We start from the raw sequence: 20,385 nt of genomic DNA on the forward strand, positions 1-20,385 counted from the left end.
GCTCCTTCGCTCACTGGAAAAACAAGGTCAAAATACATCGAGGATTGAAGAAGGATCGGCGGAGAAAAATGATCAGCTTTTTGCTCTCAAAATCGTGAATCTACCCACACCTTTTGATCATTATGCCTTATATTTCAATGAGTTACGGCATTAACTTTGAGCGGAAGGCGCCCGAGAGGTACAATCCCACGCTCTTCGGGCTGAGAATCGATGTTTTTTTGCTAACCCGTTGATAACGAATAATATCGGTTCTCGGTTTCTGAGGGGCTGGAAAAGGGGTTTATTTCTCGCTTATCCACGCCATCAACCGCTGCACCAAAGTGGGCGCATCGCCCTCAACCAAAATCCGTTTAAGTCGCCCTGTCGCGCCAGAGCCAAGCGTCACGGCAGAGGCCTTGACACCAAGCCCCTGCGCCACGGCGTCAAGAATGGCCTTGTTCGCCTTCCCCTCCACAGCCTGAGCCGCAACGGTTACCTCCAGCGCTTGCTGGCCTTCGCCAATATCGACAAAGCGTGCGCCACGCACTCGACGCGCCGCTGGCCTTGCCTTGACCATCAGGCCAAGACCGCGTTCGGTTATTGTGAAAGCCTCTGCGCCCAGCGTCATCCTGCCCCCTCTCGTCTATTTTTCGGGGGCCTTGGCGGCCAAAGAACGCTTGATTTGGTCGGAAAGCGTCAAGAGCGTGTTTTGCAGGAGAGCCAAGGCTTCTTCTTGCCGCGTTCCAGCTTCCTTCATTTCCTTCTTTTGCAGGGAAACCGCAGCACGGCGCATCGCCTCAGCCGCCGCTTTTGTTTCTTCTGTTGACAGTGTCGTTTGGCCTATAACCTCACGCAAAGCCGCCAACAAAAGCTGTTGCTGCGCAAGGGCGCGCGCGACCCCCGTCGCAAGAGCCTTGTGCTCCTTGTACAAGACAGGATGCACGGTTAACAGGGGAGCACTTTCTTCATTAAGGCTTTTTTGTCCTCGCACCAACGCGCGAAGCGCCGAAATTTGTTGTGCTAACTGGGCTTGCGCCGGCGTTAAGTCGGGCGGCGTCGTCCTTAGATTTTCAATTTGTTTTTGCAGGCGGGCCAGTTGCTCTCGCGCTTCGCTCCCGCTTCCCTTTTTTAAAAGCACCCCGATCTCACCCAACCGGTTTTGCAAATCTTCGGGATAAAGCATTTCCTGAGCGGTTGCCAACGGCCAATCAAGCTCTTGCAACGCGGGGGGCTGACGGGCGCGTTCGGCCTCCAAGACATCAAAATAATGTGTCATCGTTTCCTGTAAACGAAGCCAATACATCATAGCCTCATCCGCCAGAGGCTCCCGCATAAGAGCCAAAGATAAATCACGTTCGGCTTCGGCAAGATCGCCACGCGCCCGCCCCATATCGCCCTCTTCCAACCGCAAGGCCGTTTGCCATAAAAGGGGGGCCAGAGAAGCCACCGTCTCTGGCGTTGGTGAAAGCACCAGCCGCACCGCGCCCGCACGTAGCGCCATCATCACAACCTTGTCGCCATGATAAAGGCCCTGTTGCCGCGCAATGCCCGCCATAATATTGGCGGCCTCATCCCGCAAGGGAATATCAGGCTGCCCCAAAAGCTTTTGCCGCTCTTCGATAAGGGCCCGCGCAAAGGGATTGTGAAACGTGCGCGTCGGCAGCGCCAGAACCTTGGGAAGACTTCCGGCCCTGTGCCCCGCCCCATCCGTCGCGATAAGCTGAACCGTAACGGGCAATCCCGCCCACGGCAAAGAGGTCAAATCAATATAACTTGCCGTTTTGATCTGCTTGGCGGCGGGTTGCTCTAACGGAATCTCGATAGGTTCTGTCGGCATGCCCTTTTGCGCCGTTGTCGGCGCAAGTCGAACAGAAACCGTCTCAACGCCGTAATCGTCGCGTGCCTCATAGGCAAAGCGAATGGATTTCCGTACCGTCAATTCGGGGTCTTCCGTCAAGCTGATCTGCGGGGGCTCATCCGGCTTGATCTCAAGCGACCAAAGACCCAAGCGTCTCCAGCCGCGCCATAAAAACAGCTGAAGCGCTTTTTTCTGCGAAGCCATAGGAACAACAAACGACTTGATCGCCGCGCCCTCTTCGGCAATATCCAGCTTTTCTTCCTTCCCATTAAAATGGGCGGTTAAAACCTCTGGCACGCCCTGCCAACTGATCTGAAGCAAGCTTCCTTCTAGCACCTGAACGGGGCCGCCTTTGCCACTCAATTGCTCGGCGGGAACGTGCGCATAGGAAGGCGGCGTGACCCAAGCCTTAGCCGCGGGCGAGGTGACCCCACCCCAACAAGCGCCAAAAGCAATCAACGCCGCAATGGGCAGAAAAAACCGAAGGTGCGCGCGATGCGACCAAAAGCCCAAAGCGCCGCGCACCGCCTGCACAACCCATATCAGCCAAAGCGCCGCCGCCACCCCATGCAAGGGAGCATAAAGAAAAGAAAAAAGTCCCAAAGACCACAACAAGCCATAGACGGCCAGCATAAGAACGGGAACCCGAAGCGCCCGCAAAATATCGCCACGCCACGTCTGGTGCGCCGCAAGGTCATCATACAAATGCGCCAAACGATTCCGGCGAGAGGCAAGAAACTTGCGAAACTTTTTGCGATCTTTACGCGGCACGGAGGATCACCATCCAATCGGGGATGGTCTCCCACCCCATTTGCTCGGCCACCGCGATACGGCGGCGTATCACGGCATGCCGCGCACCCGACACAAGAACCTCGGGGATCAAGGGGCGACCATTATAAGTAGAAGACATCGCGCTGGCATACGCGCCCGCCTGCATGATGGCCAGCAAATCGCCTGCCTTAAGTTGATCGGACAACAGAAATTGATCACCAAAGGAGTCGCTGGTTTCGCAGATAGGGCCGACGACAGAGACAGGACTTGACGTGCCTCCCGTATTTTCGCGCACGCTGATAATTTCATGACGCGCGCCATACATGGCGGGACGCACCAGATCATTCATGCCAGCATCCACGATAAGGAAGGTCTTGCCTTCCGTTTCCTTGACGTGGACGATGCGCGTGACCAAGACAGCCGCATCGCCGACAAGCTTGCGCCCAGGCTCAAACGACAGGGCGCACCCCAGCGAACCCAAAACATCATGGACAATCGCAGCATAATCAGCAAAAGGAGCAAGCGTTTGCCCATCATAGGAAATGCCAACGCCACCGCCCAGATCCAGCCTCTCGACCTCAATCCCTTGCGCGCGCAAAAGCCCCACGACCTCGGCCAAGCGCTGATAGGCAAGGCGAAACGGCTCATAGTCTTTAAGCATCGAGCCAACATGCGTCGTCAGGCCCTTAAACACACAGTGGGGGCTGGCGAGCAGAAGCGCCAAGGCGTTGCCCAGATGATCAAGGCCAATGCCAAATTTAACACCCTTGTGCCCCGTCGAGATTTTTGCATGCGTCTTGGCGTCAACGTCTAAATTAAGCCTAAGCGACACGGGAGCAACCTTACCCAAGGCCTTGGCCACTTGATCGATAAGGCGAAGCTCGGACAAGCTTTCCGCGTTAATCTGTAAAATACCCGCCAGAAGCGCCGCCGCGATGTCATCGCGTGTCTTGCCAACGCCAGAAAAAACGATCTTTTCAGGCGGCACACCGCCCGCCAAGGCACGTTCAAGCTCACCCGCCGAAGTCACATCCGCCCCCGCGCCGCATTCTGCCAGAATACGGATCACCGCCAAATTGGCGTTCGCCTTGACCGCGTAATGAACCGTAGCGTTCAAATCCGCAAAAGGCTTGGCAAACAGGCGATAGTTGCGCTGCAATTGTTTGGCGCTGACGCAATAAAAAGGCGTATCAACCTCTTCGGCAATCTCCACCAAAGGTAGAGCCTCGGCACATAAAACACCATTGCGGTAGGCGTATACCGATTTCGTCATGGCAAAGGATCCGTCTTGATGTCAGGATAATGGTGAGGAAAATCACCCGCCTTGGCCTTAGAGGAGCCCCCCTCTGATTGATCGGGTGAGTCGACCGTAGGCGGCAATTTTCCGCAACCCGCTAAGGAAAATAAAAAAAAGGCACACAGAATCAAAGCGATCTTCTTGATTCGCCTGCTCTTTTCACGACCAGCACCATAAGCATGAACGATTTGGTAAGACATGGTGTATAGACTATCCCTCTCCCGCGTCATTTATTTGGGATTGTATGATGTTTAAACGCCTTATCGCAAGTATCCTTTCTATCGCCCTTCTTGTTTCTTTCGGACTCATGTTTTTTTGCATGGGAGCGGCGGCTCAGGCTCAAACCCTTGTCCCCGTGGAAACACCCGTACCCCTGCCATCGACGCTGCTCCATACCGGAAAAGGGGTCGAAACGACTCTGGCTAATGTTCTTCAAGAAAAAGGTAAGAGCCATTACTATTTGATCCATTTATGGGCGCCCTCTTGCCGCGCGTGCGTTCCTGAAATGAAACAACTGGATAAGATCCAAACGTCCTTATCGAAGCAGGGCTTTACCCTTGTATCCATCGCCCAAGATCCGAACGGAAGCTTTACGGTTCCGGCCTTTGAGCGGCGTCACGAAATCACAACCATTAATTCCTATATTGATGAAAAGGCCTCGATGATCAGAACCTTGCGTCCCGCAGGGCTGCCCACGACCTATCTGGCCACACCCGATGGGCTGATTATTGCCTTTCACGAGGGGGCCATGGACTGGGAACATATGGGCGCGTTGAAAACGGCCTCATCCGCCCCAATCCCTAACGTTCAATAGCGCGTCTTAAGCGCCCGTTGTCGTGCCCGTGTTGTTGGCGGTTCCCACGGCGGCAAAAACAGACTTAATCGCCGTATCTTTGACGCTTAAATCGCCAATTTTGAGTGTCGTCGCACCAGCCGAATCCGTCTCAATGCCCGTTACAAGGCCAATGATGCGCGTATCGTCCACCGTCATCGCTTCACCCGACATATCTTTTGAAACAAGTGAGAATTTATAGGTTCCATCGGGAGCCGTTTCGCCTGAATCCAACGTGCCATCCCATGCCACGCGGTTAAGGCCCTTTGCCGTTGGGCCATTAATTTGGGCAACAACATTACCCTTGCTGTCCTGCACAGAAATGGCAACGCTGCTGGCTTGTGCTGGCAAATTATAAGCCAGCTTGGCCGTTCCACCCTGCACCACCATTTGTCCATTGGCCGCTGTCTCGACGTATTGCCCCACATAGCTCAGCAGAGGGGTGATGCCGTTGGAATTAAGCGCCGTCAGCATTTTGTCCAACTTATCGTTCGTCGCTAACTGTTGTTCGACAGACGAATACTGAACGAGTTGCTGTGTGAACTGGCTGGCGTCCATCGGCGCTGTTGGATCTTGGTTTTTTAACTGCGCCGTCAGGATTTTTAAGAAGGTGTCATAATTACCGATCAGCGTGCTTTTTGCAGCGCTGGTTGTCTCCGTCGCCGCTTTTGTGGCCGCCGTTTGTGACGCTGCATAATTACCAATAAGCGTGCTATCAGCAACAGATGAGAGAGCCATGTTTTTTCTCCTTAAACGCGCAAATTAACGTGACCGGGGGTCACATAGTAGGTTTCTGGCTGGCTCGTAATGGCCTCAAGGGCGGGGGCATAAGCCCCGCTATCCACACCATTGTCCTTAGACGATCCGCCGCCTTGGCCTTGCGCAAACTGGCCTGCATTGCCCTGATCGCGCAAAGAAAATTCCATACAGCCCGCCTGTGCTTGAAGCCCCGCCTCTTGCAAGGCACGTTGCAGACTGGACGAATCTTTTTGCAAAAGGGTTAAGGTCGCCTGATTGTCGGCCACGACCGTACCCGTCACGCTTTTATCGGCGGCCACTGTCAGCTTGACCTCAATCTTGCCAAGCTCGGCTGGCTTCAGTTGGATCGTAATTTCATCAAGGCCCTCTTTAACAGCCTTGTGCAATTGAACGGCCACCTGCTCGACCGCCTGAGGCAACCCCGCTGCGCCGCCCTTGCTGACCCTCGCAGCAGAAAGCTGGCTGGCAAAGTCATAAGACCCCGCCGACCGCACGCCTTCGCCCACAAGGGAGGGCGTGCCCGCCGTTTTGCCAGCACCGCTGACGGCTTTGATAGAGGCTCCTTCAAGGGAGTCCCCAGCCTCGTTTGCCGCCGCTGTAAGAGCTGCTGTCGCTGCACCAGCGACAGGCAACGTCGCAACCGGCATTCCCTCAACTTTAAGAAAAGCGCCCGCCGCATAAGGATCAGCGCCCTTGCCGTGTGCGCCGCCGTTTTGCCCTGAAGCCGATAACGCCACCGCGCTTTCCGTCTGCCCTTTTTTTCCAGAACTGGCCAAAGAAGCCAAATCAGCACCCAACGTTTCCGTTCCTTTTTCTTCTGCTGTAAAAAGCTTGCCGCCCTTTTTGTAATCCTTCAGCGTCAGGATATTACTAGCGATTTCCTTCATCGCGGCATTCATGCCGTCTTGCGTTGACGAGGCATCATCCCCCGCGGCCTGCTCTGGCTCAGCGCTGATTTCCTTTTGAATCTGCGCCAAGGCTGTCAGCGCTGCCTTCTGCGCCTCCGTCAAGGCATCGCTCGTCGCCGGAGTCTCGCTCTGTCCTTCGCTTGAGACTGGCTGTACGCTTCCTGTGGGGGCTGCGACGGCCTGAGCCGCCTTGCCGTCCAAAGGGACAATAGTCGCCATAAGAGACATCAGCTCATCCAGTTTATCTGAAACCTTCTTCTTTTCTTCTTGATCGTCCTCGGCTCCAGCCTCTTCTGTCGCGTCCACCGTGGCAGCGTTTTGACCCGATGTATCATCGCTTGCTGTCTGCGCATTATCTTGAGCCTGTGCGGCTGGCTTATCATCGGCGGGATCGCTTGCCTCTTTTTTAGGCGGCTGTTGGACGCTGGCATGATCCTGTGGCTTGGCTTGCGTTGGCGCGGCTCTGTCGTGGGGGGCTGTCGTCACAGAGTGAGAAGAATCATGTTCGCCTGCGCCCTGCGCAGAAACGGGGGCAAAGCTTCGCGGCGCGGGGCCTGTCGAAGGGGGCGTGTAAGCCTCAACCTCTGGTAAGGCGCTTTTTGTTTCCGCCAGCAAACTAGCAAACAAATTGCTGTTGCCCCCACACGCATCAACGCCTGCCTTAAGAACAGACAGAAGACCCGATACCGTTTTGTCAGTGATTGTTGGTGCTTTGGTTTCTGTGACTTGAGCCATGATAAAATCCTTTTCTTTCGATCAGGCCGTGCGGCTGACGGCGACGGGGGTGCAGAGGGGGCTATAGCTTCCCAATAAAAGAGGCGTTTTTCTTGGGTCGACATAGCATTCATTTGTTTTGTTTTGTTCGCGAGCGGCACTGATAATCGTTTGAACCAAGGCCTGCGTGGCCCCTATAGCCGCCTGCAAATCGGCAGCATTACGCATCGCGCTTACAGCCAAGACCTCGCCTGACCGACGAAGGCGCAAGCGCTCTTCCGTTGTCACGGTTTTTAGCAAATCCGGTTTTTGCGTCAGCGATGCTATCGAGGCGCGGTAATCACGCATCCATTTGGCTTTTTCAGCGCGCACTTCCACAAGCGCTTCAAAATCCTGCTTTTTCAAAAGATCGGTTTCCTGATCCATCACGCGCGACAGAGCCTCCATCACGCTTAAAACAGCCACGGTCAAACGCGCCCCATCAGGGGCGTCGTCCGTTGTTTCTTTGTTGTTTTGTTGAGGCTGTTTCATTCTTTTTGTCCTTCTTCTTTTTTCAGGCTCGCGCGCCGTTCGCGTGTTCTTGCATCTGGATCATCGCCCTTGTGATGCTGCCCGTAAGACCCGAGTTCATGCCTTGCGCCATTGCCTTGCCGTATTCCTGCACCAGCAAATCCTTCATCACGTCCTCGCCCGCGCCGCCCCCAAACATCCCATCCGTTTCGATGCCTTCCCACATGGGCTTAAGCATCTGCGCCATAAAGACAGATTCAAAATCCTTAGCCGTTTTATCAAACGCCGTTTTGGACAGCACTTTTGTCGAACCCGCCAGAACACTAGCAGTCGGCCTCATCACATCAACAGGGGCAGCGAGAGCATCCACGTTCTTTCTTCCTTTCCCTGCCTTAAATAATTTCCAGATCAGCCTGCAAAGCGCCCGCCGCCTTAATCGACTGTAAAATCGTAATCATGTCCCTAGGCCCTATGCCCAACGCGTTCAGGCTTTGCACCATATCCTGCAAGCTTACGCCCGCGCTGAACACGGCGGCCTTTTTGCCCGCGCCTTCGTCCACATCGATGGCCGTTCGCGCCACCGTCGTCGTAGCCCCACCCTGCGAGAGAGGCGATGGCTGTGAAACCTGAGGCGTTTCCGTAATGCGAATAGTCAAATTACCTTGTGCAATCGCGACCGTGTTAATCCGAACGTTTTCGCCCATCACAATGACACCCGATTGCTCATCAATCACGACTTTGGCAATCTGGTCAGGAGCAACCTGTATTTGCTCAATATCCGTCATCAAAGACACAACATCGTGGCGACGCGCATCGGGAACCAAAACACGCACCGTCGCCGCATCTTGCGCCACGGCCACATTGCCCTTGAGATGCTCGTTAATGGCCTGTGCTATGCGGTTCGCCGTCGTAAAGTCAGGATTGCGGAGCGACAGGCGTATCGATCCCAAATCGGCCAAACGAAACTTGATTTCGCGCTCGACAATCGCCCCATTGGCAATACGCCCCGATGTCGGCACGCCCTTGGTCACTGAGGAGCCTTGCCCCGACGCGCTAAACCCGCCGACGGCCAAAGCGCCTTGCGAGACCGCATAAACTTCACCATCCGCGCCCAAAAGCGGGGTAACCAGAAGGGTCCCACCCGTCAGGTTCTTGGCATCGCCAAGCGTGGACACCATGACATCGACCCGCGAGCCCTGCGAAGAAAAGGGAGGCAGCGTCGCCGTTACCATCACGGCAGCCACATTCTTGGTCTTCATGCTCGTGCCGCGCGTGTTAACGCCAAGGCGCTCCAACATGCCGACAAGGCTTGTTTCGGTAAAAGGAGAGTTCGTCAGGCTGTCGCCGGAGCCATTGAGCCCCACGACAAGGCCATAGCCAATCAGCATATTGTCGCGAACCCCTTCAAAATCAACGACATCTTTAAGACGTGAGGTAGCCTGCGCCGACGAAGGAGCCGCAAGGATCAAAAACGCCAAAACCAAGGCCACAAAGCCATGCCGCACACGAAGCGATAAAGCCCCTGACGCAAGACAGGGCAAATGAGAAGAGCGGCGTGTAAAAAACGATTGAGGCATGAAAACTCCTGATCCTTTCACGAAGAGATACGCAAGCTCCATGCCAAAAAGTGCCTTACCCTTATTTTTTATCTATCCTTTTGATCTATTTTATCTTTAAAATGAAAAAATTATTTTTGACCCTTCCCCTCAGCCCTCAGGACAGGTAAACTCTGCCTCACGCATGAAGGGGGCGGAATCTTTTGCCCCTTAGCCTTTCTTTTTCTGTATAAAGGGAAAGACAAGGCGCTCAAGCCCCTTTAGGACGATAGTATGATTAACCGTATCGATGGTCCACGATCCGTTCAGACGACGACTCCAACACGCCGCGCCAGTAAAGGGAGCAGCGTGAGCAAGTCGAGTTTTTCTGAACATCTTGATTCGACCGAGGAAGCCTCTGGCGCCTCGGGAGCCGGTGCGCTGGGCGCAGTCAACGGCGTTTTGGACATTCAAGAGGTTGATGATGCTTTGTCCCGCGCGGCGCGCGGTAAGCTTCGCGCCGAGGATTTGCTGGATAAACTTGATGACCTTCGCCTTGACCTTTTGACGGGAGCGTTGTCTAAGAGCAAGCTGCAAAGACTAGCCGACATAGCCCATTCCCGCCGTGCCGAGGTTACCGACCCCCGTCTTGGTGAAATTCTTGACGAAATCGACTTGCGCGCGCAGGTAGAATTAGCCAAATTCACCCAAGTTTGAATTTTTTGTTTTTCGCGAATCACCAAGGAGCAATACCGCATGGTTACTGTCCCCAAAAACTACAAGCCAACCGAAAAAGAACCCTACATGAATCCGGTTATGGTGGAATATTTCCGTCAAAAACTCATTGTTTGGAAAGAATCCATTCTGGCCGACGCCACGAACACCTTGCAAGATCTACAGGACGAAGGGGGCCTTCGTGAATCGGACGTCGCGGATCGCGCCTCGGTCGAGACCGATGTCGCGCTTGAGCTTCGCGCGCGGGATCGTCAACGCAAACTGATCAGCAAAATTGACGAGGCGCTTGAGCGCATTCGCAATAACGATTACGGCTATTGCGAAGAGACAGGCGACCCCATTGGCATCAAGCGCCTTGAAGCGCGCCCTGTGGCTACTCTCACCGTCGAAGCCCAAGAACGTCATGAAAGAATGGAGCGCACCCACCGTGATGAACGCGAATAGGCTTTATATAGCGGCAGCTCTTCTGTCCACCTTCCTTCTCCCGACAACAGGTCAAGCCCAAGCCGCTTCAGCCCCTGCCCTTTACGGCGTTGGCGAGATTCAGGTTCAAAACGCGCGCCTTGGCAACAGCGAAGCCACCGCTAATTGCGGCATGTCGAGCGGCGAGATTTCGAACGCGGTTATCAAAGCCTTTAGCGGAGATTTGCTTCCTGTTTTTTCTCCTCTTAACGCTCCACCTGAAAAAGAGTCCGTAGCCCGCATTGACCTGCTTCCCACCGTGATGTCGATGCAGACGGATGACAAAACATGTACTTCTTGGGTCTCTTTCTCGGCCCAAAGTCACAACCCTGTCGTTTTGACGCCGATTGAAACGCCCCGCTATATTACTGTCTCCTATTGGGACGGCGGCATGTTGGTTCATTCGACCAAGGGCGGTCATGCACAGACTCTGATCAACGCCATTGATAAAATCGTTGGTCAATTCATGCGTCAATATAAACTGGATCAACCGCCCAGCCTGACCCCGCCGACAGAGGTCAAGAAAACGCCCTAATGGAAGGGATCGTTTATTCGGCTTTGCGGCGAGCCTGTAGAGCTGCCGTTAGCGTGCCATCGTCAAGATAGTCAAGCTCACCACCGACAGGAAGGCCATGCGCGAGACGGGTCACAGAGATGCCTGTGTTTAAAAGCCTCTCAGCAACATAATGGGCGGTTGTCTGCCCCTCGACCGTCGCGCCAAGGGCCAAGATGACTTCCTGAACAGCCCCCTCTTGAACGCGCACCACGAGCTTATCAATTTTAAGATCAGCGGGACGAATGCCGTCCAGCGCGGATAGTGTTCCCCCCAAGACATGATAGCGCCCCTTGAAAGCGCGTGAACGCTCAAGCGCCCATAAATCCGCGACATCCTCAACCACGCAAAGAAGGCCTTCATCGCGCCCTTGATCGCGGCAAATCGCGCAAGGCGACAGAACATCCCAATTGCCGCAAACGGGGCAGCTTTGCACCTGCGCGGCCACGTCCCGCAGGGACTCGATAAGCGGCAACATCACCGCCTCGCGCCGTTTCAGAAGATCAAGAACAGCACGACGTGCCGAGCGAGGCCCAAGGCCAGGTAATTTGGAAAGCAACTGCGTCAGATGGTCAAGCGGCGTGGAGGCCATGATCTAAAACGGGAGGCTCATGCCCGCCGGCAGTTTCACGCCGCCCATGGCCTTTTCGGTTTCCCCTGCAACCACGGCGTCAATCTGAGCCTTGGCATCGCGGCACGCCGCGATGATAGTGTCCTCCAACATCTCGACATCGGATGGATCGACAAGCTTGGGATCAATCTTAAGTTTCAACAACTCGCCCTTGCCATTCATCGTGGCCAGCACGGCATCGCCGCCCGCCTGTCCCGTCTTTTCTGTTTCGGCAAGCCGCGCCTGCATGGCCGTCATCTTGCCTTGCATCTCTTGCACTTGTTTCATCATCTGGCCGATATTGAGCATCGTTTGTTCCTTATCGTTAATAGCGGTAATGGTCAGCCTTATAAGGGCCTTCTGGCGCAACACCCAGATAGGCGGCTTGCTTGTCCGTCAGCTTGGTCAACTGCGCCCCCAGTTTGTCCAAATGCAGACGCGCGACCTTTTCGTCCAAGTGCTTGGGCAAGGTGTAAACCTTGACCTCATACTTTTCCGGATGGGTCCAAAGCTCAATCTGCGCCAAGGTCTGGTTCGTAAACGACGCACTCATCACAAAGCTGGGGTGGCCCGTCGCGCAACCCAGATTGACCAGCCTACCCTTGGCCAATACAATCAGGCGCTTACCGTCGGGAAAGATAACCTCGTCAACCTGCGGCTTTACTTCATCCCAAACATAATTGCTCAACGCCTCGACCTGAATTTCGGAATCGAAGTGGCCGATATTGCAAACGATGGCGCGATCCTTCATCGCCCGCATATGATCAAGCGTGATCACGTCCACGTTGCCCGTCGCCGTCACAAAGATATCGCCTATCGCCGCTGCACAATCCATCGTCACGACCTGATAGCCTTCCATCAGCGCTTGCAACGCATTGATAGGATCAACCTCGGTCACCAGAACGCGTGCGCCAGAGCTGCGCAGGCTGGCCGCCGAGCCTTTGCCCACATCGCCATACCCACACACGACGGCAACCTTGCCCGACATCATGACATCGGTGGCACGACGGATGCCGTCCACAAGGCTCTCACGGCAGCCATACAGGTTATCGAACTTGGATTTCGTCACGCTGTCATTCACGTTAAAGGCTGGGATTTTTAGCGTTCCAGCCTTCATCATATCATACAAGCGATGCACGCCCGTCGTCGTTTCCTCGGACACGCCGCGTACGTCTTTGAGCATGTCGGGGTGCTTGTCATGCATGTATTTGGTCAGGTCGCCGCCATCATCCAGCAGCATGTTGGGCGTCCAGCCATCCGCGCCCTTCAGCGTTTGATCGATGCACCACCAGTACTCTTCCTCGCTCTCGCCTTTCCACGCAAAAACAGGGTTTCCCGCCGCCGCGATGGCGGCCGCCGCCTGATCTTGCGTTGAGAAAATGTTGCACGACGACCAGCGCACGCTCGCGCCCAAGGCGACGAGCGTTTCGATCAACACGGCCGTTTGGATGGTCATATGAAGGCAGCCGCAAATGCGGGCGCCAGCGAGGGGTTTTGCCGCGCCGTATTCGGCGCGCAAGGCCATCAACCCAGGCATTTCCGTTTCGGCAATCGCGATTTCCTTACGCCCCCAAGCAGCGAGAGAAATGTCTTTAACTTTGTAGTCGGTGAACAAAGAATCCATGGGGAAATCCTTAAGAAAAGAGGAAACAAAAAGCACGCGAAGTCCTATCACATGCCACAGTAGGGCGAAAGATGAAAAAAGAATCCCTTACTTTTTTCGCCCCGAAGCAGCCCCCGATAGGCTTTCCGGCCCGCTTTCCAAAAGGCCACGGATCGCTGCCTCATCGGTCAGCTTAAGAACCTCTTGAGCAAAGGCAACGGCCTGAGGCAACCCGACAGAGCGGATCACATTCTTGATTCGCGGCAATCGCGAGGGAGCGATAGAAAACTCGCGAAGACCCAAGCCCAAAAGCAGAACCGTGGCAAGAGGATCGCCCGCCATTTCGCCGCAAAGGCTCACGGGAATGTTCGCACGCCACGCCGCCGCGATGGTCAACTGGATCAACCGCAAAACAGCCGGATGATAGGGATTGTAAAGCCCCGCCACGCGCTCATCACCACGGTCAATCGCGAGCGTATATTGGGTGAGGTCGTTGCTACCAATCGCGAAGAAATTGCACACACGGCTAAAGGCGTCCGCCGCCAAGGCAGCCGCCGGAATCTCGATCATCGCGCCCAAAGGGGGCAAAGCAGAGGGCAGTTTAACCCCGCGCTTTTGCAGGCGCTTTTCAATAGCCACGAGCCTTTCACGCACTTGCTTCATCTGATCTACAGAAGAGACCATCGGGATCAAAATACGCACAGGGCCATAGGCAGCGGCGCGAAGGATAGCGCCAAGCTGAGCGTCCAAAAGCTTAGGCTCACGAAGGCCTAAGCGAATGGCGCGAAGCCCCAACGCCGGATTGATACTTTCACCCAAGGCGTCGCCCAGCGCCGACGCAATTTTCTCGCCCCCCACATCCAGCGTGCGCACCGTCAGGGGACGGCCTTCCATTTTCTTGACAAGATCGCGCAAAACCTCAAACTGCTCGTCTTCGGAGGGCAGATTGGGGCGGTTCATAAAATTGAACTCGGTGCGCAAAAGGCCGACGCCCGTTGCTCCCGCTTCCAGAACCGAATCGATATCGCGCGGCAATTCAAGGTTCGCTTCGACCCGCACAGGCGTTCCGTCAAGCGTCACGGCAGGCATATTGCGCAAGCCTTTCAGCTTTTTTGTCTCCCGCGCCTGCTTGGCCAATTGAGCCTTATAGGCCTGCAACGTTTCTGGCGTAGGACGCAAAACAATCACGCCCGCGTGGCCATCGATGATAACGATCTCACCCGTCGCCACGCCGCCGATAAGCTCTGTCACACCCAAAAGGGCAGGAATCCCAATAGCACGCGCCATGATGGCGGCATGCCCCTCTGCCCCTCCCAATACTGCCGCAAAGCCCGCCACACGCGAGGGATCCATCAAAGCCGTATCGGCGGGCGTGATTTCTTCGGCCAGAAAAATGCTGCTGGGGGGAGCGCTTTCAAACGGGTTGTACTTTTGTTGCAAAAGATTGCGAATAAGCCGCGCCCCGACCTCACGCACATCGTCGGCGCGGGCGGCCAAATATTCATCCTCCATCGAAGCAAAACCAGAGGCAATGACACCGATCTGGCGTTGCACCGCCGCCTCGGCGTTCAACTTGGCCTCAGAAATGGTTTCTTCAACGCCACGCAAAAGGCGCGAGCTGGAGACCATCCCCTTGTACGCCTCAAGCAAAAGACCGACATCTTCGTCCGCGCCCTCAGGCAGCATTTCCGCTTTAGATTTTAAAAGGCCCAGTTGCTTTTGTGTTTTTTGAACCGCCGCCTGAAAGCGTTTGACCTCCTTGTCAACCTGACCCGCAGACAGCGTGTATTCAGGCACGGGGATGCCCCCCTGTTCAATGACAAAGGCGGGGCCGATGGCTATACCGCTCGAGACACCAATCCCGCGCAGTATTTTTTCGCCTTCGCTCTTTTTGTTACGCTCAGCTGATATCTTCATCAAAGCCCCTCATGACAAGATCCGCCAAACAAGACAAAGCCTGTACGGCTTCGGCCCCCGACGCGCATAACTTGATCCGTGTTCCACACGGCGCGGCCAGCATCATCAGTCCCATAATCGATTGCCCCGACACACGCATATCGCCACGCGCGACATTCACCTCGGCCTTAAACTGCGATGACGTTTGCACGAACTTGGCTGCCGCCCGCGCATGAAGTCCCCGCCTATTGACCAAAACAACCATCTGGCACAGCTCGTCTGCGCGAATTCCGTCTGATTCCCCCTCCATAAGACTCAACCGCCCGCCGCCATGTTTTCTGTTACAAGCTGAATATATTTCCGTCCTGCCGCCGCCGCCTCGGTTACGGCATCCAAAAGGCTAGAGCTGTCACGAAGAGACACCAGCTTAATAAGCGCTGGCAAATTAATGCCCGCCAAAACAACCGCGTTCGTCTTGGGCATCGTGGCCAAGGCCAAATTGCTGGGCGTGCCGCCAAACATATCGGTGAGAAGAACCACCCCATCGCCTGTGTTCACGTCTTTGATCGAGGCGAGGATATTCTGGCGGCAAACGTCCATGTCGTCTTCAGGCGCAATGCTGATGGCCTTGGCCTGCGTCTGCTGCCCCACGATTTGATTGACGGCGAACAACATCTCGGCACCAATCGCGCCGTGAGAAACCAAAACAATACCAAACATCCCACTCTCCCTGTTGCTTTATGCCTTGCTGCCCGCCCGATCAAGATCACGATGACCGATGCCGACAATATACCCTTTTGACGCGAGCGCCGTCGCCACTTGTTCGGCAACGAAGACGGAACGATGACGTCCGCCCGTACAGCCGATGGCAATCGTCAGGTAGTTTTTACCCTCTCGTTGATAGCGCGGTAAGAGCGGAAACAAAAGCCCCGTGAGGCGGTTCATAAACCCCTCATAATCCTCATCTTTTTGGATATAAGCCGCCACATCGGGCTCTTGGCCCGTTTTCGGGCGCAAAGAAGGCTCCCAATGAGGGTTCGCCAGAAACCGAACATCAAAGACCAGATCCGCCTCACGCGGAAGACCCTGACGATAGGAAAAGGACATCACGTAAAGCGCCAACCCTATTTCTGATTCAAGCCGGTAGTGCCCCACGATCAAGCGCCGCAGCTCATGGATCGAAAGCGCCGACGTGTCGATCACATGCTCCGCCTCACCGCGCAATCCACCCAAAAGAATTCTTTCCTTTTGGATGCCATCGGTCACAGGCCTATCGACCGCCAAAGGATGCCGGCGACGCGTTTCCGTAAAACGCCGCTGAAGAGAGTCATCCGAGCATTCTAAAAAGACAAGCTGTGGGGCAAGGTCGTCCTGTTTCCGCAAGCGTTCATAAACACGCAAAACTTCCTCAACCGAAAAATTGGCGTTACGCGTATCAATCGCCACCGCCAACGCCTTGCCCGCCTGTGCGCCGTCAACCCATTGCTCGACAAGGCCCAGACGCAAATTGTCCACCGCCTCATAGCCTAAATCCTCAAGAACCTTAAGCGACGTGGACAGCCCCGCGCCGGACATACCCGTCAGCAAAATCACGGGGCGTCTGGTGTCTTGGCCTTTTTTATCCTCTTTTTTAATCGACATCGCAGAACCGTCCTTGCAGGGCCAACCGAATCTTGGTCGGCGTAGAAGCTTCACACCCTATCAGGTTAAGCTCTCGGATAGGCTGATCAAGCAAAGAACAAAACGACTTGCTTGGCAACCGCTCAATATCATGCCCCAAAGGCCAAAGTCGAACCACCAAACCAACGGGAACATGCTGGCTATAGGGAACCTCTTGCATAAGGCCGACATGCCTTATCTCAAGCATTCCCGCTAGCGTTGGCGGCGGAGAGGCCAAAACATAATCCCCCTCAAGCGTGAGCACCGTCTGATCATCCGCCACCAGCGCAGCCCCGCCCTCCATCAAACGCAGCGCAACGTCGGACTTGCCAACACCCGCCGCCCCCATCAATAAAACGGCCCTATCATTCACCGCAACGCATGAGGCATGAAGGAACATAGGGATTAACTCGTAAAGAACAGAGTGTGCATATCGCGCAGCCCATCCACGATAAACTGAACCGACCGCGCGGCCAAAAGAACACCCATCACGCGTGCCACGATGATATTCCCGCTATTGCCCAAGACCCGCAAAACGGCGCGCGAGGCCAGCAGCGTGGCCAACGTCAGGGCCATCACAATTGTCAAAGCCAACAGGACAGCGGCTTCTTCTAGCCTCCCTTCGGTACGGCTCATCAACAGAATCGTCGCCGTCATGCAGCCAGGGCCGGAAATGAGGGGAATGGCCAAAGGAAACACGGCCACGTCCGCACGATCCGCAAGACCATTGGCGTCTGTCTTGGAAGAACCAAAACGCGTGTCACTAAAGATCATGCGATACGCGATAGTGAACAAAAGAATGCCGCCCGCAACGTGAAAAGAGGGCAAGCGAATGCCAAGCTGGGTCAGCAGGGATTCACCAAAAAACGCAAAAAACAAAAGAACGCCAAACGCCACCCCGACAGCCTTAAACGCCGTTGCCTTGATCTCTTTGGCGGGGCTGTGTGCCATAAGCCCAACAAAAACAGAGGCCACGCCCAAGGGATTGGTTATAACCAACAACGAAATAAAGGCATTAAGGAATGTTTGGCTTAGCATGGGCTTTCTTCCTTCTGGGGGGCTTGCGCCTTTAGTCTAAGGCAGTTTTATTGGCAAAAGAAGCTTTGTTTTTGAGCGTCCTCCGTTAAGAGGGCCTTAACGTCCCTTGTTTAAAATTAGTTTTTTCCCCGTCACCGGAGGGCCTATGGCGTTTTTGGATTGGAGCGATTCCCTGTCGGTTCACTATCGACTGATTGACGCTGACCATAAAAAACTCGTTGAGTTGATCAACAACTTACACGGGCTTGGAGAATCGGCGGGCACACCTAGCGCCGTAGGGGCCGCCGTAAAACAGTTGACCGATTTTTTTAAGACTCATTTTGTGCATGAGGAAACCCTTATGCGCAAAACAGCTTACCCACAAATTATCCCCCATAAAATTGAGCATGATCGGCTGATGAAGCAGCTGGAAGATTTTGGAACGCGTCTTGAGGCAGGCCAAGTTGGCCTTTCACAAGACACGGTCGTGTTTTTGCGCACATGGCTGTGCGGCCATATTCTTGAAGTTGACTCACATTTGGGCGCGTGGCTGGCTAAACTTGAACAGCCAACGGAAGACCCCGCCTAATTTCTGGGCCTAATTTCTGGCACGCGTAAGATGAAAGTTTTCCAGCCCGTCAACATCCGGAAGAACATCGGCCAAGGCCGCAAGCTTCAAATGCCGACGACGGCTTAAAGAAATGGCAACAAAATGCCATTCGACTTGACCATTGTGAAACTGGATCATGATTGACCCTGCAGCCAAATCATACCCGTTCTCCCTAAGGATCGTTTGCACAAGATTCTGGGACGGACGAAACCCCTTTTGAAATTGCATCATCACCGAAATAGGCCGCCTTGATGGTAATAAAAGGTCAAAGCGCATCCCCATCATCACGAACAGCTCGGCCAAAAGGGTCATCACAAAGGCCGGCACATACAAACCAAGCCCGACGAGAACACCAATCGATGCCGAAGCCCAAATCGATGCCGCCGTGGTCAATCCGCTGATATTCAGTCCATTCTTCATAATGATGCCCGCACCTAAAAACCCGATGCCGGTGACAATACCTTGTATCGTGCGCGAGGGATCAATAAACGCCATATTGCCCGTCCAATGCCCCCCCAGCCAAAAGCTAGGATGGACAGACACGGAAACCAAAACCGCCGAAACCATGCAAACAAGACCATAGGTTCGCATGCCCGCAGCACGGCCATGGTAGGAACGCTCATACCCGAACAGAAAGCCAAGAGCCAGAGCCACAGCCATATCAGAGACAAGAATTAAGTCAGGCGATGAGTGGAAGTAGGCCTGCCCCTCGCTTACAATACCGCTTATCAGATCAATCATTGTTGTTTTTCCAAAAGCCACTAACGACAGGGGTTAAAGGGAGGCTTAGGCCCCAGAAGGCTCACCCGATGCACCTTCCAAAAAGGAAACTTCCTCAGGCGTCGAAACGCGCCCTAGGGCAGCATTGCGATGGGGAAAACGCCCAAAGCGCTGAATCGTCTGGGAGCGCCATTCAGCCGAATCCACCCATTCAGGATCCTTGGTTCTCTCCCGCACATAAAAGACACCAAGGCGTTGATCGCCGATGTTTTCCGAATGCTCAAACGGCAAATAGAAGAAGAGTTTGAAGTTCCTGTCGATCCTGTCATCGAAATGGCGAATGATCGCCTGACGCGCCAGCTCAAGAGCGCTTTCATCCGTCGCATAAGCGCGAGGCGTCCCACGAAACATGCGCCGAGGAAAGACATCCAGCAAAAGCAGGAGGCACAACATGCCTTCAGGCGTTTCCTCCCATTCCCGAAGTTCATCCAGCGCCGCCCGTTCATGCGCGGCTAAAAATCGCGCACGCACAGCCTCATCCAGCGCTGGGTCTTGGGCAAACCAGCGCTTGGAACCCACTTCATAAAACCAGAAGTTCAAGATTTCTTCAGGATCGGTCAACATGTCCGCCCACCCTACAGCAGGAATGTTACCGAAGTGTTACCGACAGGCGGCGCACACAGCCCGTTTAGCCATGGTTTTTATCAAGCGGCTTGGGGGGCTTAGCCACGGCGCTCTGATTCCGCACAGGCCCCTCCCTTAAAGGAGTCCCACCAAAGGCTATAACATGATCCAGACCGCCTTGCTCTTTTTCCCATTTTTTAATAGTTTCAACCAAAACGCGGGGAAGGTAAAAGCCGTATGTCGCGGCCATAGCAACATGATGCGCCGCCAACGCCAGCTGCGCTTGCGGCACGCCCATTGAGGCCGCCGCTTCAATATAAAGCAAGCCCCTCTGTCTTTCCTCTTGGTTATTATCCTGAAGCTTCAAAAAGGCTCCCAAAACATAAAGAGCCACAGGCTCTCCCTTATCGGCCTTTACGGACAGCTCATTAAGCGGGATTTTCTTCATAAGATGAATTTTGTTTTTGTATTGTTGCGCTCTTTCGATGTTAGCGTCACAGATCGCACGAGCTATAAATTTTTCAAGAAGGGCGTGATCCTCGTCAATCTTGCTATTCCCTGCGCCCGTTTCTTTTCCCATTCTCAATCTCCTTAAAAAATATTTTTCGGCATAATGATCAAAAAGGTGTGGGTAGATTTCGTATAAGTTTATGATAGATTTGAGGAAAAGGGAGTTTTTGAAGGTGTCACAACAAAAACTGTCCGAAGTGTGGATGTTTTTCGATCTATCGAG

Annotated in this window: 26 protein-coding genes; 5 read left to right on the forward strand and 21 right to left on the reverse strand. The window is 54.4% G+C overall.

The genetic code is table 11. The features are described from left to right. Positions 1–280 precede the first annotated feature (280 nt). Genes WC612_08465 through WC612_08480 form a run of 4 tightly spaced genes read right to left on the reverse strand, consistent with a single transcriptional unit; the run spans position 281 to position 4,105 of the window. Complete coding sequence (locus WC612_08465) at positions 281–607, reverse strand: DUF167 domain-containing protein (protein MFA6280797.1); 327 nt, start codon at positions 605–607, stop codon at positions 281–283. A 15-nt stretch (positions 608–622) separates the two neighbouring features. Then, complete coding sequence (locus WC612_08470; protein ID MFA6280798.1) at positions 623–2,608, reverse strand: DUF4175 family protein; 1,986 nt, start codon at positions 2,606–2,608, stop codon at positions 623–625. Next, positions 2,598–3,881, reverse strand: a complete 1,284-nt coding sequence (lysA, locus tag WC612_08475) for a diaminopimelate decarboxylase (GenBank protein ID MFA6280799.1) — start codon at positions 3,879–3,881, stop codon at positions 2,598–2,600. The genes WC612_08470 and lysA overlap by 11 nt, the downstream gene beginning before the upstream one ends. Further along, positions 3,878–4,105: a hypothetical protein gene (locus WC612_08480; protein MFA6280800.1), complete on the reverse strand. Its 228-nt coding sequence runs from the start codon at positions 4,103–4,105 to the stop codon at positions 3,878–3,880. The genes lysA and WC612_08480 overlap by 4 nt, the downstream gene beginning before the upstream one ends. A gap of 47 nt (positions 4,106–4,152) precedes the next feature. On the opposite strand from WC612_08480, the gene WC612_08485 reads away from it, so the two are divergent. After that, positions 4,153–4,719: a TlpA disulfide reductase family protein gene (locus WC612_08485; protein ID MFA6280801.1), complete on the forward strand. Its 567-nt coding sequence runs from the start codon at positions 4,153–4,155 to the stop codon at positions 4,717–4,719. 6 nt (positions 4,720–4,725) lie between these two features. Here the strand turns inward: WC612_08485 and WC612_08490 are convergent, their stop codons facing one another. From WC612_08490 to WC612_08510, 5 genes are read right to left on the reverse strand one after another with little or no spacing between them, the layout of a single operon-like run. After that, positions 4,726–5,475: a flagellar hook capping FlgD N-terminal domain-containing protein gene (locus tag WC612_08490; protein MFA6280802.1), complete on the reverse strand. Its 750-nt coding sequence runs from the start codon at positions 5,473–5,475 to the stop codon at positions 4,726–4,728. Positions 5,476–5,486: 11 nt separating this feature from the next. Further along, positions 5,487–7,139: a flagellar hook-length control protein FliK gene (locus tag WC612_08495; protein ID MFA6280803.1), complete on the reverse strand. Its 1,653-nt coding sequence runs from the start codon at positions 7,137–7,139 to the stop codon at positions 5,487–5,489. A 21-nt stretch (positions 7,140–7,160) separates the two neighbouring features. Then, positions 7,161–7,649, reverse strand: a complete 489-nt coding sequence (locus WC612_08500; GenBank protein ID MFA6280804.1) for a hypothetical protein — start codon at positions 7,647–7,649, stop codon at positions 7,161–7,163. A gap of 22 nt (positions 7,650–7,671) precedes the next feature. Continuing rightward, positions 7,672–7,998, reverse strand: coding sequence for a rod-binding protein (locus tag WC612_08505; GenBank protein MFA6280805.1), 327 nt, complete (start codon positions 7,996–7,998; stop codon positions 7,672–7,674). A gap of 22 nt (positions 7,999–8,020) precedes the next feature. Beyond that, a complete protein-coding gene (locus WC612_08510) occupies positions 8,021–9,205 on the reverse strand; it encodes a flagellar basal body P-ring protein FlgI (GenBank protein MFA6280806.1) in 1,185 nt (394 codons plus the stop codon). A 252-nt stretch (positions 9,206–9,457) separates the two neighbouring features. Between WC612_08510 and WC612_08515 the strand changes: the two genes are divergently transcribed. From WC612_08515 to WC612_08525, 3 genes are read left to right on the forward strand one after another with little or no spacing between them, the layout of a single operon-like run. Beyond that, positions 9,458–9,880 (forward strand): flagellar assembly protein FliX, encoded by a 423-nt coding sequence (locus tag WC612_08515; protein ID MFA6280807.1) that lies wholly within the window; start codon positions 9,458–9,460, stop codon positions 9,878–9,880. 39 nt (positions 9,881–9,919) lie between these two features. Beyond that, positions 9,920–10,342: an RNA polymerase-binding protein DksA gene (dksA, locus tag WC612_08520; protein ID MFA6280808.1), complete on the forward strand. Its 423-nt coding sequence runs from the start codon at positions 9,920–9,922 to the stop codon at positions 10,340–10,342. Beyond that, positions 10,302–10,895 (forward strand): hypothetical protein, encoded by a 594-nt coding sequence (locus tag WC612_08525; protein MFA6280809.1) that lies wholly within the window; start codon positions 10,302–10,304, stop codon positions 10,893–10,895. The genes dksA and WC612_08525 overlap by 41 nt, the downstream gene beginning before the upstream one ends. Before the next feature lie 13 nt (positions 10,896–10,908). Here WC612_08525 and recR read toward each other — a convergent pair whose 3' ends face one another. The 9 genes from recR to WC612_08570 form a co-directional block, all read right to left on the reverse strand. Next, the gene (gene recR / locus WC612_08530) at positions 10,909–11,505 is read right to left on the reverse strand and encodes a recombination mediator RecR (protein ID MFA6280810.1); all 597 of its coding nucleotides are present in this window, start codon (positions 11,503–11,505) and stop codon (positions 10,909–10,911) included. A gap of 3 nt (positions 11,506–11,508) precedes the next feature. Then, positions 11,509–11,832 (reverse strand): YbaB/EbfC family nucleoid-associated protein, encoded by a 324-nt coding sequence (locus WC612_08535; GenBank protein MFA6280811.1) that lies wholly within the window; start codon positions 11,830–11,832, stop codon positions 11,509–11,511. Between the two features lie 16 nt (positions 11,833–11,848). Further along, positions 11,849–13,147, reverse strand: coding sequence for an adenosylhomocysteinase (gene ahcY, locus WC612_08540; protein MFA6280812.1), 1,299 nt, complete (start codon positions 13,145–13,147; stop codon positions 11,849–11,851). Between the two features lie 87 nt (positions 13,148–13,234). Further along, positions 13,235–15,043: a phosphoenolpyruvate--protein phosphotransferase gene (gene ptsP / locus WC612_08545; protein ID MFA6280813.1), complete on the reverse strand. Its 1,809-nt coding sequence runs from the start codon at positions 15,041–15,043 to the stop codon at positions 13,235–13,237. Then, the gene (locus tag WC612_08550) at positions 15,027–15,332 is read right to left on the reverse strand and encodes an HPr family phosphocarrier protein (protein ID MFA6280814.1); all 306 of its coding nucleotides are present in this window, start codon (positions 15,330–15,332) and stop codon (positions 15,027–15,029) included. The genes ptsP and WC612_08550 overlap by 17 nt, the downstream gene beginning before the upstream one ends. A 5-nt stretch (positions 15,333–15,337) precedes the next feature. After that, on the reverse strand, positions 15,338–15,742 hold the full coding sequence (locus WC612_08555) for a PTS fructose transporter subunit IIA (GenBank protein MFA6280815.1): 405 nt from the start codon (positions 15,740–15,742) through the stop codon (positions 15,338–15,340). Between the two features lie 18 nt (positions 15,743–15,760). Beyond that, complete coding sequence (rapZ, locus tag WC612_08560) at positions 15,761–16,663, reverse strand: RNase adapter RapZ (GenBank protein ID MFA6280816.1); 903 nt, start codon at positions 16,661–16,663, stop codon at positions 15,761–15,763. Further along, positions 16,653–17,081 carry an HPr kinase/phosphatase C-terminal domain-containing protein gene (locus tag WC612_08565; GenBank protein ID MFA6280817.1) on the reverse strand — a complete coding sequence of 143 codons (429 nt, stop codon included), beginning with the start codon at positions 17,079–17,081 and terminating at the stop codon, positions 16,653–16,655. Before WC612_08565 ends, rapZ begins: the two co-directional genes overlap by 11 nt. Before the next feature lie 5 nt (positions 17,082–17,086). Further along, positions 17,087–17,719, reverse strand: coding sequence for a MarC family protein (locus tag WC612_08570; protein ID MFA6280818.1), 633 nt, complete (start codon positions 17,717–17,719; stop codon positions 17,087–17,089). A gap of 145 nt (positions 17,720–17,864) precedes the next feature. Here WC612_08570 and WC612_08575 point away from each other — a divergent pair, with 145 nt between their 5' ends. Beyond that, on the forward strand, positions 17,865–18,287 hold the full coding sequence (locus WC612_08575; GenBank protein ID MFA6280819.1) for a bacteriohemerythrin: 423 nt from the start codon (positions 17,865–17,867) through the stop codon (positions 18,285–18,287). A gap of 9 nt (positions 18,288–18,296) precedes the next feature. Here the strand turns inward: WC612_08575 and WC612_08580 are convergent, their stop codons facing one another. From WC612_08580 to WC612_08590, 3 genes are all read right to left on the reverse strand, one after another. Next, positions 18,297–19,049 carry an MgtC/SapB family protein gene (locus WC612_08580; protein MFA6280820.1) on the reverse strand — a complete coding sequence of 251 codons (753 nt, stop codon included), beginning with the start codon at positions 19,047–19,049 and terminating at the stop codon, positions 18,297–18,299. A gap of 45 nt (positions 19,050–19,094) precedes the next feature. Continuing rightward, the gene (locus WC612_08585; protein ID MFA6280821.1) at positions 19,095–19,652 is read right to left on the reverse strand and encodes a DUF924 family protein; all 558 of its coding nucleotides are present in this window, start codon (positions 19,650–19,652) and stop codon (positions 19,095–19,097) included. Positions 19,653–19,716: 64 nt separating this feature from the next. Continuing rightward, complete coding sequence (locus WC612_08590) at positions 19,717–20,232, reverse strand: hypothetical protein (GenBank protein ID MFA6280822.1); 516 nt, start codon at positions 20,230–20,232, stop codon at positions 19,717–19,719. Positions 20,233–20,385: the final 153 nt, after the last annotated feature.

It is taken from the genome of Bdellovibrionales bacterium, assembly GCA_041662785.1.
Classification (GTDB): Bacteria; Pseudomonadota; Alphaproteobacteria; order UBA9219; family UBA9219; genus UBA8914.